The sequence below is a fragment of the Ensifer adhaerens genome (assembly GCF_013283195.1).
GTDB classification, from domain to species: Bacteria; Pseudomonadota; Alphaproteobacteria; order Rhizobiales; family Rhizobiaceae; genus Ensifer; species Ensifer adhaerens_G.
Genome location: NZ_JABEKT010000002.1, coordinates 639,093 through 653,825, shown reverse-complemented (window position 1 = coordinate 653,825; position 14,733 = coordinate 639,093). Strand labels below are relative to the sequence as shown.

Annotated in this window: 10 protein-coding genes; 2 read left to right on the top strand and 8 right to left on the bottom strand. The window is 63.5% G+C overall.

Annotated features, from left to right (window positions below):
• Positions 1–63: 63 nt before the first annotated feature.
• A complete protein-coding gene (locus tag LPJGGPFB_RS19465; protein WP_173421576.1) occupies positions 64–648 on the bottom strand; it encodes a TetR family transcriptional regulator in 585 nt (194 codons plus the stop codon).
• Between the two features lie 88 nt (positions 649–736).
• Between LPJGGPFB_RS19465 and LPJGGPFB_RS19460 the strand changes: the two genes are divergently transcribed.
• Positions 737–1,645 carry an SDR family oxidoreductase gene (locus LPJGGPFB_RS19460; protein WP_173421575.1) on the top strand — a complete coding sequence of 303 codons (909 nt, stop codon included), beginning with the start codon at positions 737–739 and terminating at the stop codon, positions 1,643–1,645.
• A 36-nt stretch (positions 1,646–1,681) separates the two neighbouring features.
• Here the strand turns inward: LPJGGPFB_RS19460 and LPJGGPFB_RS19455 are convergent, their stop codons facing one another.
• Positions 1,682–7,348: an alkaline phosphatase D family protein gene (locus LPJGGPFB_RS19455; protein ID WP_173421574.1), complete on the bottom strand. Its 5,667-nt coding sequence runs from the start codon at positions 7,346–7,348 to the stop codon at positions 1,682–1,684.
• A 603-nt stretch (positions 7,349–7,951) separates the two neighbouring features.
• Between LPJGGPFB_RS19455 and LPJGGPFB_RS33105 the strand changes: the two genes are divergently transcribed.
• Positions 7,952–8,206 carry a hypothetical protein gene (locus tag LPJGGPFB_RS33105; RefSeq protein WP_327795830.1) on the top strand — a complete coding sequence of 85 codons (255 nt, stop codon included), beginning with the start codon at positions 7,952–7,954 and terminating at the stop codon, positions 8,204–8,206.
• Between the two features lie 30 nt (positions 8,207–8,236).
• Here LPJGGPFB_RS33105 and LPJGGPFB_RS19450 read toward each other — a convergent pair whose 3' ends face one another.
• The 6 genes from LPJGGPFB_RS19450 to LPJGGPFB_RS19425 form a co-directional block, all read right to left on the bottom strand.
• Positions 8,237–8,857 carry a pentapeptide repeat-containing protein gene (locus tag LPJGGPFB_RS19450; RefSeq protein WP_173421573.1) on the bottom strand — a complete coding sequence of 207 codons (621 nt, stop codon included), beginning with the start codon at positions 8,855–8,857 and terminating at the stop codon, positions 8,237–8,239.
• A 170-nt stretch (positions 8,858–9,027) separates the two neighbouring features.
• Positions 9,028–10,062, bottom strand: a complete 1,035-nt coding sequence (locus LPJGGPFB_RS19445) for a DUF6925 family protein (RefSeq protein ID WP_173421572.1) — start codon at positions 10,060–10,062, stop codon at positions 9,028–9,030.
• A complete protein-coding gene (locus LPJGGPFB_RS19440) occupies positions 10,055–10,870 on the bottom strand; it encodes an ABC transporter ATP-binding protein (RefSeq protein ID WP_173421571.1) in 816 nt (271 codons plus the stop codon). The genes LPJGGPFB_RS19445 and LPJGGPFB_RS19440 overlap by 8 nt, the downstream gene beginning before the upstream one ends.
• Entirely contained in the window at positions 10,867–11,868 is a 1,002-nt protein-coding gene (locus tag LPJGGPFB_RS19435) for a FecCD family ABC transporter permease (protein WP_173421570.1), read from the bottom strand. Before LPJGGPFB_RS19435 ends, LPJGGPFB_RS19440 begins: the two co-directional genes overlap by 4 nt.
• On the bottom strand, positions 11,865–12,734 hold the full coding sequence (locus LPJGGPFB_RS19430; protein WP_173421569.1) for an ABC transporter substrate-binding protein: 870 nt from the start codon (positions 12,732–12,734) through the stop codon (positions 11,865–11,867). The genes LPJGGPFB_RS19435 and LPJGGPFB_RS19430 overlap by 4 nt, the downstream gene beginning before the upstream one ends.
• The gene (locus tag LPJGGPFB_RS19425; protein WP_173421568.1) at positions 12,734–14,647 is read right to left on the bottom strand and encodes a TonB-dependent receptor plug domain-containing protein; all 1,914 of its coding nucleotides are present in this window, start codon (positions 14,645–14,647) and stop codon (positions 12,734–12,736) included. The genes LPJGGPFB_RS19430 and LPJGGPFB_RS19425 overlap by 1 nt, the downstream gene beginning before the upstream one ends.
• Positions 14,648–14,733 lie beyond the last annotated feature (86 nt).

Below are 14,733 nucleotides of genomic sequence, written 5' to 3'. Positions count from 1 at the left end.
TCATTGTCACGCTGATTTGAAGCCCGGTGAAAAGCCCGGACCTGGCGTATCCGTGCACCGGTTTCACGCTTCCTGCGGGCCGGCAGCGCCTGCGGCAAGCACCGACACGAAACGGCGCAGGCTCTGCCGGACGAAATCCGCAACCGGGATCTGCGGGTCGAAACTCCACCAAAGCAGAGCCCCCTGCCAATGGGACGCCATCAGCAAACCGATACCGGGCATCGGCGCCGACGGACCGGCGAGACGTACGTCCAGCGCTTCAGAAAGGGCATCGCGCCACCGCGCGCCGCGGGCGCGAAGCGCCGGGTCGCGCAAATCCTCGCGCAGGACCCGCAACCCGTCGGCGTAGGCTTCGATGCCACCATAATCGCCCGACAGTCCGGCGAGCAGATCGACGGCACCTTCCGGTGTCATCGGTAGGGTGGCCGCAAGCTCTGCAGTCAAGCGGTCGAGCCCGTCCCAGGCCTGCAGAAGCGTGCGCTGGACAAGGTTCTGCTTGTTTTCGAACCGCTGGACCAGCGTGGAGGCGGAGAGCCCCGTGCTCACGGCAAGGGCGGCGAAGGTCAGGCCCTCCGGTCCGCTTGCATGCATGATCGCCAGCGCGGCGGCCAGCACATCTTCGTCGGGCATCGTTTTGGGGCGCGGCATCTTGACTCTCATTAATAACCGAATAATCGTTTATATATCTCATTCCCGTCGCCACGACCAGATGGCGCGGATCGCCGATGGAGGAAAAATGATGCTCAAGGGAAAAATAGCGCTGGTCGCAGGCGCCACGCGCGGCGGCGGACGCGGCATTGCCGCTGAGCTCGGAGCCGCGGGCGCGACGGTCTATGTCACCGGCCGCACCACGAGAAGCCAGCAATCGGACTACAAGCGCCCGGAAACGATCGAGGAGACGGCGGAACTCGTCAGCGCGCTTGGCGGCGAAGGTATCGCGGTGCAGGTCGACCACCTGCAATCTCAAGAGGTGAAAGCGCTCGTCGAGCGCATCCGCACGGAACAAGGTCGGCTCGATATTCTCGTCAACGATATCTGGGGCGGCGAAAACCTTTTCGAATGGAACAAGCCGGTATGGGACCATGACCTCGACAACGGCTTGAAGCTGCTCCGGCTGGCAATCGACACGCATCTGATCACTGCCCATCACGCCCTGCCGCTGATGATCGAGAATAGCGGCGGGCTGCTGGTCGAGGTGACGGACGGGACTGCCGAATACAACGCAGAACACTACCGGCTCTCGCCGTTCTACGACCTCGCGAAGGTCGCGGCCAATCGCATGGCCTGGGCACATGCCAAGGATTTGGCGCCGCACGGCGCCACGGCCATATCGATTACGCCTGGCTGGATGCGATCGGAGATGATGCTGGAGCATTTCCAGGTAACGGAAGAAACCTGGCAGGAAGCAACGAAGCTCCAGCCGCATTTCGTCATTTCCGAAAGTCCGCGCTTCGTCGGCCGCGCCGTAGCCGCAGTTGCCGCGGACCCGCAAAAAGCGCGATGGAACGGACAATCGCTGTCGAGCGGCAACATCGCCCAGGCATACGGCTTCACCGACCTCGACGGCTCGCGCCCCGATTGCTGGCGCTACATGCGCGAGGTGATGGAAACGGACAAACCCGCTGATGCAGCAGGATATCGCTGAAACGGCCCGCCTGCGGGCAGGCCGCGCTCAAATCCATCAGATTGCCAGCGTCTGCACCGCGCCATCGCCGAACTCGCAATCGAGTTCCCATCCGGTTTCGGTTTCGGCCCGGCGAACGCGCAGGAACGTCGCCCCGTCACCAGGGGCCGGCAGCGTTGCGTTGACGGCGCACCGGTAGATCCTCGCGCCCGACCGGACTTCGATCGTTTCGCTTTCGACAATTTCCTCGTCGATGCGGTTGGCGAACGGATAGGGCGCAAACATCGCCGCCGTATGGATCGAGTGAACACGGGTGACGGAGCCATCCTCGTCGAAGAGGTCGACCGTCGCGACACCAGCACGGTGTTCGCCTCCCGAGAGAAACACCACATGCTCGATTCGGTTCTCGGAGATATAGCCAAGCACCTCGCCAAGCGTGTTGGGGTAGCCGTCCCATCCGTCGGAATGCAACGCGGACAAGTTCGTCCAGGAAAGGCTTTGATCGCGCTGGGTGGCGCGCCGATGCCGCGGCAGCAACATAGCAGGAGATACGACGAACTTCGGCCCGGGAGCTAGCAACAACCATTGCTTCAAGCTTTCCATCATCGACGGCGCGAACATCGCGGACGCCTTCAGGCCATCACCCACCTTTCGGTGGGCTCGCTGCGTACGCGTGTCGAGCATGAAGAAATGGAAACCGTCGAAATCGAACATATCGAGCTTGGCATCTTTGCCCCGTTGGTACTTCCGGTAGGCTTCGACACCGCGCATCGCCTTGCCGGCATTATCATCGTCATCCGGATCGGAGATCGGCTCCCAACTGTCGTCGATCTCCTGGTCGTCGGGCAGCATGAAGGACGGGATCTGTCGCAAGACGTTGCGCACGCTGCTCTGGCTCAGCCAGGCCTCGTAGGGCAGGCGGTAACGATCATCCCGTCGGGTAGGGTCATAGAGCCCCGCCGTCGGATCGACATAGACCTGGCCACCGACGAAAAGCGCGAAGCGCGGCTTGATCCCAGCACGGGCCTCCAGCCGTTCAGCAATGCGCCCATAGCCGCGGTAGGCGACCGCCGCGTCGAGAAACCCAGCCGGATACTGGCAGGAAGAGAGCGAGAAACTGGTTCCGTTCGGCGCCGGTTCCAGGGGCGGAAGTGCCGGTGGATCATAGGGGACGATGCCGTCCCTCAGATCGAAATCCTGCTCGGCAACAGGTGGATGCGCCGACTGCATGAAGCCCTGGCGCCCTGCCCTCGGCGATGGAAAGGCCATCGCGCGCTCCACGGCCGCGGCCATCTTCTCAAAACGGCTGTAGGCGAACGCGACAGCCTGCCCGCAAGCGGCATTGCCGGCCGCTCCCGTCGGATCGAGCCGCCGCATCCGCCTTTGCCCGATATCGGCAACGAAGTAACCATAGGCCGGCGCCAGGGCGGCAGGACCGGGCACGACGCGTTCAAGCGGCGACGGCGGCTCTTCACGATCGAGGTCCGGTGCGGCCACCGCCGCATCCTCGTCATAGGCCAGCAGAACCAGAAGGGCATCGCTGCGATCGGCAATTCCATGGCCGGGCATGCGGGCGAGCAATGGAACTTCGAACGCATCCCACCCATCGTCCTCAAGTGCCTTCGAGGTATAGGCAACGAGATGCTCCAGGAGATAGGCTGTGTCCCAGGGCTGTGTCGGATCATCCGGCCGACAGATACGATCATCGACCATCCGGATGCGCAGGAGCAATGCGGCTTCGGTCGCCCGATGCAAGGGCGCCGAACCGAGGCGGATGACCAGCGCCGGGGTCTTCGGGCGCTCTTCGGTAATGATCGGACCGATCCAGGGCGGATAGACCACTTTTTCACTGTCGGCCTTGACGACGCCCGCCGGTATGTCGGCGTCGAAAAACTGCTGTATCTGCGCCAAGGCCGCGTGCCGCGTCGTTCCGACCAGCGCGTCCTGGTGGCCCGCGCCCGGAATGACGAAGGGAGGCATATAGACCCGGCCGGCGGCGCCAAAAATCTGCCGCATGCGATCAACGGTCGAGACATGTGACAGTCCGTTTTCTCCCCCATGCACGCTGAAGGTCGGGAACGACCAGTGCTTTGTCAGGTTCTGGCGCGAGACCAGACCGTTGCGCCCTTGAAAATCCGTCATCGTCGAGGAACGCACGAAATGCAGGTGGGACGACACCGTCGACAGGCTCGACGGACCGAAATGCTCGTCGATGTAGCGCAGCACTTCGGGCTCCATGTTGCGCACATCGAAATGGCGTCCGTAGAGCGCGTCCATGCGATGCCGAGTGCGCGTCCAGGGCGTGCGCTTCGTTGGCCATCGCGGGTTCTCGACGTCCAACTCCTCGACCGGATAGGGCAGCGACGACAGAAGACGATCGAGAAGATCGTCCGCAAGCGTCGGTTCCTTCGGGTTGAAACTGTAGCTGCCCGGCAGGAAATCGATGAGGTAGCGCGTGAGATAGGCGCGAAAGATGTTGGCCGGCGCAAAAACGACGAGCGGCCCGACCTGCGTGAAGGCGGCGCGATGGACGAGCCCGGTCGCATGGCCGTTCAGCACGGCGATGCTGAAGACGACGGCTCCCATGCAATGGGCGATCACGTCGACCGTCCCGTCCGGCGACGTTGCCGCCACGGCCTTCAGTGCCGCCGGTACGTCGACATTGCCGATCTGGTCGAAGCTCCACGCCTCTGTCGCCGTCGGTTGGCCCGCGCTGGTTCTGAGATCGGCGATCCAAATGTCACGACCCGTGCACCAGAAATGGCTGGCGAAATTGGGGTTGACCGCGTGATGCGCAAAGGTGGTGCCGCTGGCGCTATGGCCGTGCAACATAATGAGCGGGCGCTTCTTGCTGTTGGGATGGCGGTAGCGCGTCAGCCGCACCTCGCCGGCCACATCGCTGCCTCCGCCATCCGGCCGTTCCGGCGCAAGCGCGATGCGATGCAGCTCGGCGGTAATCGACGCGCCGCCCGGGAGCTTCAGCGTCGTCGGTGGCAGGCGGTTGACGGTCGCCGGTCGCGGTCGCTTGTCCTGGTCGGGAGCACGAAAGCTCCAGAGATGCAGACCGAGCAGAAGCCGCGCGATGAAGCCGAAGACTGTCAGCAATTCGGCGATGGTGTTGACGCCGTCGCGTTGATCGACGACCCGGAACAACGGCACGCCGATCCGCGCGAGATAACCGACGTCGAGTTTCAGCACGCGCTCGCCGCTGCCGGGGCTCAAGCCCGGAAACGTGTCGAGCGTCATCTCCATAAGCTGGCGCCAGGGATTGCAGCGCCGCTCATAGGTGAAGGTCTTGACGCCGACGATACGGTTGCCGGCGAGCGCGATCTTGCCGCCGACGTCCTGCGGCCCAATGGTCAGATCATAGCCGAGCGTCCTGATCTCGCCGGAGCGGCTGGCAATCGCAAAAGCCGATTTGAGCCGCGACCAGAGGCCGGGGCCATCGTCTCCATCGGCGAGTGCCTGGTAGCCGTCCCGAAGCCCCCGGTTCAGCACCCAGGCCTTGCCCGCGCGCCACACGCGCCCAGGCATCGAGCTCTGCTGGCGCTCGAAGAGCCGCAGACTGCCGGAGATCGGCGCGCTGAATTCGGCGGCGGCATCGAGCCTTCGCTCCTTCACATGCAGGGGCAGCCAGGTCGTCTCCAGCGTTTCCCAGACGTCCCGAGGGAAAATCCGGATCTGGCTTCGGATGGCACCATCCGGCACTTCGGTTGCGACACGAAGGATCGGGTGGCTGCCATTGCTCGGCGTCAACTGCAAAAGCGAGATGGGCGTGAAGCGCATGGTCAGCTCGACGATCCGGGTTTCCTCGATCCCATCCACCGGCGTCAAGCTGATGGGGCCGACAAGCCTTTCGGTGATTTCGACCTCGCTTGACTGCGCCCGCGCGGCGACGTCGGTGTTGCGAAAGACCGGCCGAACCAGCGGGGAACCGATGGGCCGAACTTCGGCTGCATCATAGTTCCATTCCTCGGCCAGCGCTTCCGCGGCGCGCAGCGCAATCGCAGCAATCGTCAGGGCTGGGTTTGTCGCAAGTGCGGTCGGAACGATCGACCCGTCGAGCACGACGAGATCGTCATGCACCGCGTCGGAATCCACCGCTGTGAAGACGCGGCCAAGGTGATCGACCACACCGTCCGCGCCCGTATCGGCCATCGCGCAGCCGCCAAGCGGATGGAAAGTCGCCAGCGGCCCGCGCTGATCTTTCAGCAACCAGGTCAAGTCGGCCGGCAACAGCTTCCAGACCGGATTGGGAATAAGCCGGCCACCGGTGCCTTTCGTCAGCGCCGCGAGTGCCTCGACTTGCCTGTCGAAAACGGGCAGAGTTTGCAGCTTGTCCCAGCGGATCCGCGCAATGCCGTCCCGATCGACCGCATTTGGGTCGCCATCGAGTTCGATCCGGCCCTCAGCTCCATCGTCGGCCATGACGGCGTAAAGTGCCGAGCGGCCGATGCGTGCGGCCGGCGCTGCGTAGATATCGTCATCCGGAAACCCCGGACGGTGCCGCGTACCATCATGCCTGGCGAGGCCGTGCAGCATATTGAGGGTGGCGAAAACCTCGGCGAAGGCAATGCGCAGAGCCGCCGGCACCGACATCTCCTCGATCATCACACCCTTTGAGGCACGAAGGTCGATTACCCCGGTGATCATCGGCCCGATGGCCCGGGTCGATGGCTTGATCGTTTCGTCGGCGACGGTGTTGACATCGGCGGCGGTCGCATAGTCGGCAACCAGCATGTCGCCATTGGTCGAGCATCCTGTGCCGAGGTTCCTGTCCGCCAGTTGCAAGCCTGCGCCGCGAGAGCGCATGAGGATTTCGCTCGATCCGAGCGCACCGGCGGCGAGCACGACCTTGCGGGCCCTGATCGCCACCGGGTCGGTGTCGCGCTTGCGGAGCTTCGCGTTGGTGTGCACGCCCCTGACGAGCCAGCCGACATCTCCATCCCTGGCCAGGCTGAGGACCGTTGCGCCGCTGAAGATTTCGGCACCGTATTGGTTCGCGCTCACCAGCAGATTGACGTCGAGTGAGTTCTTTGCGCCACTATTACAGCCGGTCGCGCAATCACCACAGCGAAGGCACTTGTTCAGGCGCACATTGCCGGAACTGGTGGTGTCACTCATCGCGACCGTGATCGAAGCCGGTCTGAAATTGCCGTCCGGCGCGATTGCGCGCACCGACCTAAACTTTTGCGGCACGCCATCGACATGGTCGGCAATAGTGTTTGGAGCGCCCATGACGGTGCTACCGAGCAGATCGCGTGCACGATCGAAATAGGATTTCCAGGTCGAGAGATCCTTGAGGGCCGTGGGCCACCGCTTGTGGAAAACGCTTGGCAGCGGCGTTTCCATGACACCGGCATTGATCAGCGATCCTCCGCCGATCCCGTTGGCGACGACCGCAACGACCTCAGCACCGATCCTGATATCGATCAGGCCCTCCTTGTTGTTGTCACCACGAATATGGCGCGGCAATTCGCCAAGGCCTGTCGGAAAGGAGCCCGGCAGGTATTCGCGCCCGCGCTCCAGCACGCCGACCGAAATCGGCCTGCCCTCATGCGTGCGCCCGGCGAAAGTCGAAGCGGCAATCGCGCCGCCATAACCGCTGCCAATGATCAGGACATCGAAATGCACAGCGGCAGGAGCCTTGCGGACGCGATCGACCAGCCGCTCGAAGCCCTGGGAAATCCAGGCCGTCTTCGATTCCGTGTCGAGGTCGCTCATGCCAGCCCCCGCATCGAACCATCCCCACACGCGAGGGTGACGCGGCGCCCCGCATCATCGGCAGATGCGCCCGTTGGTCTGACAAGCTGCGATGTGCCGTTACCGATGTCGTCTGTCTGCACAGTGTTCTCCATCAGATTTGCCGCCGCGATCAATCGCGGTCGCCTTCCCTCCGGTCGTTCCATGCCTGCAAAATATGCTCGCACCGTCTCCACGGCTCGAGGGCAACAGATGCGATCTTAACTTTAAGTTGCATTCGAACACAAAGAACCGCGTCAGGCCTTCCGACCCGCACCCTGATTTTCAATGAAGCTGAGAGACCCCTCTTAGCGCCGAGCGGATTATATGCGAAAGTTCGCAGATACGTGAGAGGGGGACTACTAATCCAGAAGTAGTAGCCTTCTCGGCCGGATGCATGGCGCCAATGGCAACCACCCATCGGCCGTCGCATTTCCGGCCGCGACGTTGCTCCCGGTAGGACAACGCCTGACCGGCAAAAGGCGACCTCCAGAGCGCCGCGATCCAGCACCGTTTCGCTGGACGGTCTTGAACGAGCCCCTCGCCTCCTGTAGTGCGGGTCCTCATTGATTTTGGATTGGGACAATCGTGTCGAGAGATCGTTATTCGAGAAAACTGGAATGTGCCAAATGCGGTGCGTCCGGCTTTGCAGAAGCCTCGGAGAACGACGATCCGAAAAGCAGGACCCGTGGTTTTCTCATCGACCAGATGCCAGCGGGCTTTTCGACGGAGCGCCCGTCGAGCGATCCCGCGAAACACATGATACGGTGCCGTTGCGGCAATATCTTCGCGTTCAAGCAGAAGACGGTCTACGCGCCGAGCGGAGAACCGCGAAACTGAGCAGGTTCTTGCGACCTGCCGCTCGACGATTTAGGAAGCCCGGACCACCAGGCCCATGGCCTCGCAGATCATCACCGACTGCTCGATGGTGATGACGGCACGCTTCAGCGTCACCGTTTCCGGTTCGATCGACGTTAAATCGCTGCCACGCAGGTCACATCCACTGAAATTGGCACTGTGAAGCCAGGCGCCCGACAGGTCGAGGCCGGTCATCGTGCCGCTCTCGCAGCGGGCGCCGGTCAGGTCGGCCTCGCGCAGGACCGCGTCGGTGAAAACGGCGCTGCGAAGGTCCGCACCCGGCAATCCGACGAACGACCAGTTGCCGCCCTTCACCCTTGTCGCATCGAACTTGCAGCTGTCGAACATGCTGCCGACGAACTTGCAGTCGTTGAAGTCGACGTCGTAGAAATTGCACCCGACGAAGGTACAGTTGATGAAGGCGCTGCCCTCGTGGCGCGAGCAATTGAACTTGGCGCGACGGAAGGTGCATTCCTTGAAGACGGCACCAGCGCTGGTGGCCTCGGTCATATCCAGATCCGAAAACAGCGTGCGGCTGTGGTTGCGGTCGGAAATATCGAGCCCGTACCAGTCGGCACCGGCGATGGTCACGTCCGTGGCGGGGGCTGTTTCTCCGTGTTTGCGTTCGGCCATCGTCGCCTGCCCTTCGTCAATTCGATCACTGTTCGGATCACGTGTCTGGCGTGAAAACGCGCGTCAGGCAAGGCAGCAGAAAGCCATTTCCTCCCCTCTGCGTCTTGCAAGGCGCCCCCGCGACGCTTCAGATTTGCCGCAGACGTCGCAGCACCTGCAGTGCCTTGCCCTTAGTGGCCAGGCGCTTCGTCGTCGGTGTCGGCAGCGTCGACGGCGCGATCGTACACCGCGCGCCAGCCGAGAACCCTCGCAAGATATTCTTCGTCACCGCTCTGACGGGCGAGGTGCTCCTGCTGCCTGAGGCCAACGCGCATGGCCGCGCGGGCCGACCGGTCGTTCGGGCAGGCAAAGTTCTGCGGATGGTCATTGCGGCCCAGCGCCGCAATGAGATCGGCCTTTACGGCGACCGTCGACGCATTGCCGTAACACTCCAGAAGCCCCTGGAACCGCTGATGCAGGTGCGGATCGAAAGCCCTCTCCTCGCCCATCGGCCCGACGACCGGATTGCCAGGATGCAGGCTGCCGAGCGGCAGCAGGCCCGGCGGGATCGGAGTATTGGCGGAATGCGTGCGGCCGCTGCGCAAGAGTTGCGGCAACACGTGCGTGTGCGGACCGGGCGGAGATATGCCGCCGGTGTCCGGCCCGCCGATCTTCTGATAGACCTCGACACGGCCGATGGCTGTGACGGCAACGCGATGGGGATGGGCCTTCAAGATAGCCTGCATTGCCGGATTGTCGGCTTCAAACAGCGAGCGTCCGACACACCGCCTCATGACCTCAAGCAGCTCGATGTCTTCGGTGCGAATGCAAAAGTCGCATTGCGGCAGCGAAAGCCCCATATCAAAGAGGATGCCGTGGCGATCGCCGGGGCGAATGGCCCCTTCGTCAGGGCCGAGTTCGGTCAGGAGCGCACGCGCCTCGCGCCGCGCATCGCCTTCCGGCAGGCACAGAGCGACCGCGTGGCTCCAGCGGTGCGCTCTCGGGCTCAGCGCTTCGTAGGCGACCGGCACGAGATCGGCGACGCAGGCCGGATCGATCCGCACGCCACCTCTCTCCGTGGCCCTGCAAAACATCTCCGGCGCGTCGACAACGAGCGCTTCACCGGGATCCTGGTGGAACTCGGCAATGGCGCCGAAGGTCCCCATGCTCCACCCGGCCTCCGGGTCTTTCAGATGCGTGCTGAGCATGTCGGCGAGTTCAGCCATGGATATTATCCCCTGCAACCTCTTGTTCGATGCCGGCTTGCGCAAGGCGCGTCGGCTGCACGATCAGCCCCCCCGCCGCCTCGGTGACATAGGCTTCGATACCGTAGACGCGCCGCAAGAGGTCTGCGGTCAGCACCGCGGCAGGCGGGCCGTCGGCGACGATGCGGCCGCCTTCGAGAAGCACGAGCCGATCGCACCAGCGCGCCGCCAGACCGAGATCGTGCATCGAGGCTACGACCGAAGTGCCCTGCCGCGTCAGATCGCGGAACACCTGCATCAGCGCTATCTGGTGCGCCGGATCGAGGCCCGCGACCGGCTCGTCGGCCAGAAGCAGGTCGGCCTGCTGTGCCAAGGCTCTTGCAATCAGCGCGCGCGCTTTTTCGCCGCCGGAAAGATCGGTTGCCCGGCGCGATCGCAACTTGTCGATATCCATGCGCTGGAGCGCTGCTTCAACGGCTTCCTGGTCGGCGAGCGCCGATCGTGCAAAGGCGCCCCGGTGCGGCTGTCTCCCGAGGTCGACCAGAGCTTCCACCGTGATCGGCCAGGCGATATCCCTGTCCTGCGCGACATAGGCGACGTGACGGGCAAGGTCGGCTGCAGTCATCCGCCGCAGATCCCGCCCAGCAAGCTGAATTTCGCCGCTCGACGGGATCAGCCCCAGGCAGGCGCGCAGAAGCGTCGATTTGCCGGCACCGTTTGGCCCGATAAGACCAACGAATTCGCCCGGCCCGACGCTAAGAGCGATGCCCTTCAGCACCGTATTGCCGCCAAGCGAGGCGGAGAGATTGGAAACGGCAAGCCGGCTCATGCCATCTGCCTCCGCGCGCGCATCACCAGAACAAGAAAAAACGGCGCACCCAAGACAGCGGTCAGCACGCCGAGCTTGAGATCGCGTCCGGGTGCAACGACGCGCACGAGAATGTCGGCGGCAAGCAGCAAGGCCGCCCCGCCGAGCGCGCTGGCAAAGAGCAACCGCGAGGGCCGCGCCCCGACAAGGGGACGCAGCAGATGCGGAACGACCAGGCCGACGAAACCGATCGCACCGGCCACCGCCGTTGCCGCACCGACCGAGGCGGCCGTGCCGATAACCGCGAGCCGCTGCACCCTTTTCATATCAATCCCCATGCTCGCCGCCGTCTCGTGGCCGAGTGTCAGGGCATCGAGCGCCCGGCCGAGGCTTGCCAGCATCAGCCAGCCGAGCACCATGAAGGGCGCGGCCAGCCAGACATGGGTCATCGACCGGTCGGTGAGCGAGCCCAGCATCCAGAACATGATCTCCATCGCCGCGAACGGGTTTGGAGAGAGATTGAGCGCCAGCGAGGTCATCGCCCCGGCAAAGGTCGAAACCGCAACGCCGGCAAGGATGACGGAGAGCGGTCGGGCATCAGCCCCGGCCATCAGCCGGACGACCAGAACGGCGCAGAGCGCGCCGCCAAGCGCCATCAACGGCAGCGCAAGCGGTAGCAAGGCCGACAGTCCGGTGTAGATGGCGATCACAGCACCGAGCGACGCCGAGGCGCTGACCCCGATCAGCCCGGGTTCGGCAAGCGGATTGCGCAGATAGCCTTGAAGGGCGGCACCGGAAAGCCCGAGCGTCGCGCCGATCATCAGCCCGAGGATTGCCCGCGGCAGGCGGATTTCCCGCATCACCAGCCCGATCAGACTGTCGTCTCCAGCGAAAAGACCGGCGAGGCCCTGCCATGGGCTGACATCTGCAGGGCCGACCGTCAGCGAAAGGACGAAAAGCGAGGTGACAAGAATGGCAAGCAAGACGATGAGCAAGCGGTATCGGGCGGTTTCCGTCATCTTTTCCCCAAGTCGAGTTGCGTGGCATCGAGTTTCATAGCGGCCTGCTGCAGGATGCGTGCGGCAACCAGGGTGAACGGTCCGCCGCAGATGGTGTAGCGACTGTCGAGCTGGACGGCCTGGTGCTGCGAGGTAACTGCTCTGAAGGCGGGATGGGCGAAATTCTGCTTGGCGAGCGCCGGTCCGCGTTCGCTGCTGGCATCGATGGCGATCAGGTCCGGACGTGCAAGCACCAAAACTTCCAGTGGCAATTGCCCGGTGCCGGAGATGCCCAGCTTGTCGGCGAGATTTTCCAGTCCCGCGATGCCGACGATATCGGCAACCAGCGTGCCGCTGCCCGAGGTGAAGCCGTTGGCATAATAGAGCGCCAGATCGACATCGTGCACCTTGATCGTCTTCAACCGCCCGATCTCGGCATCCATTTCCGCCACCAGTTGATCCGCGCGCTGTTGACGACCGAGAAGCTTTCCCATGCGTTGGAGGTTTGCCCGGACCTCGGCAATCGATGCCTCCGGCGCGAACTCCTCGACTGCAAAACCGAGCCGCTTCAACAGATCGACGGTCGTGCGCGTCGTATAGGTCCCGGCAATCACCAGATCCGGCTTCATCAGGAAGATTTCTTCGGCAAGCCCATGATTGACCACATAGGAGTTCGCCTCGGCGGCAAGCGCCGAGGTCGAGCCATCGGTGGCCAGATAGGATACCGAATGGAGTTGCCCCTTGTCGGCCACCAGCATCGCCATCTGGTCGGTGCAGACGTTCATGGAGACGACGCGGCGCGGCGCTTCGCCTGCCCAGGCGCCAAAGGGCAAGGCTGTGCAAAGCACCCCTGCAACCAGATATCGCCTGCACCAACCGGATGTCATCAGAACGAGGCCTTCAGGCCGGCAAAGGCGGTCACGCCTTGCGTGTTGTAGCCGTAGATCTCCTCATAGTCCTCATCGAAAAGGTTGTCGACGCGGCCGAAGATCTCGAGCGTGTCGTTGACCTTGAAGCTGCCGCCAACATTGACCAGCGTATAGGCGCCGAGCGGCACTCGCTCCGGGCCCGGCCGATAGGCGACATCCTGCATCCGGCCATTGAGGATGACTTCGCCGAAGACCCTGATACGATCGTCATAGAAGACATACGCGGCATCGAGCGACGCGGCATGGCGCGGACGGCGGACCTCCTGCAGCCGCGGCCCGCCGGCAAGCGTCTGCTCGGTCGAAGCGGTGTAGGTGTAGGTCGCCGTCGTCGTCAGTCCGTTGAAGAAGTCGACCGTCGCGGAGACCTCGACCCCGTGGCGCAAGCTTTCGCCGGAGCGATTGACCGGCGTCGAACGGAAGCTGGCGTCGTAGACGGTGGCGATCTCGTTTTTAAGGTTCTGGTCAAAGTAGGTGACATCGACGGTCAGACCGTCTTCGAAGAAGCGCTGCTCGACACCGATGTCCCAGCCGAGGCTTTCCTCCGGTTTCAGGTAGGGATTGCCGATGAAGGTTCCCGGGATATAGCCGAACTGCTCGTAGAAGGTCGGATTGGTCACGCCGGTGCCGACGGATGCGTGCAGGCGGGTATCGCTGCCCGGTATCTCCCAGGAGGCGCTGAGGCTCCATGTGGTCGCGTCCTCGAAGCGATCGTTGAAATCGCGCCTGAGGCCTGCATTGACGAAGAACTGGTCGGCGAACTCGCCGCGATACTCGCCGACGAGCGAATGCGCATTGCGGCTGAAGGTCTGCTGCAGATGCGACGGCGTGAACGTCTCGCGCTGCCACTCGTAGCCTCCGGTGATCTGGTGGCGGATACCGTCTCCACCATCGAAGCCGTAGCTCGCCTGATAGCTGCCGTTGTAGCGGTTGCCGTCGTTCCAGGATCGCCCGAAGCCGCTGACATTGTCGCGGTGAACGTCAAGGCCGGAGACGCGCGCCTTCTGGGTGAGATCGCCGTCGAGCGCCGAATGGGTCAGGCCGAGCGAGCTCGAGAGCTCGCGCGATCGCGTATAGTCCAGCGTGTCGTAGGTCAGCGCCGTCATGTAATCCTGCGCGTCGAGGTCGGTCTTGCGGTTGACGGCGCGCAAGGTCGCATCGAGCTGCAGATCCGGCGAGAGATCGAAGGTGAACTTGCCGTTGACGGTGCCGTTGCGGTCGCCATCATCCTCGGAGCCGGTATCGGAGACATTGAAACCGCCGGTTCTCTGGAACACGCCGGACAGCGCGTAATCATAGCCCTCGCCGCCGCCGCGGGTCGACAGGCCGCCAAGCCAGGTACCGTCGCTGCCGACTTCGGTGCGGGCGTTTGACACGGCACCATCGCGGCTTCCCTTCTTGGTGATGATGTTGATGACACCGGCCATGGCATTGGCGCCCCAGAAGGTGCTTTGCGGTCCGCGCAGGATTTCGATGCGCTCGATGTCGTCGGCAACCAGGCCGCCGAAGTCGAACTCGCCCTGGGACACGTCGTTCGCCTCGACGCCATCGATCACCACCAGTAGCTGATTGCCTTCCGCACCGCGCACGCGCACCTGCGTCAGGCCGCCGGAGGCACCGGTGCGCGAAACCGAGAAACCGGGAACGAGACGCAGGGCGTCGGCGACGTAGCGGATCTGGTTTTTCTCGATCTGATCTCCGGTAATCACGGTAAAGGCGCGCCCGGATTTGCGCTGTTCGGTCGGCGTCAGGCCATCGGAAACCAGGATCTTCTCAAGCTTGGTCGGTTGTTCGTTTGCGGCCGTATCCTGTGCCTGAGCCCCGCCCACGAGTGTCAGAACCAGCGCCGCTGCGCCAGTCAATTGCTTCGTCATATCGTCCCCACTCCGGCGCGATGGGCACGATCCGGCCCACGCGCGATCGACCGCGGGCAAAGGGTGGCAGAGGCAAGACGACAAGC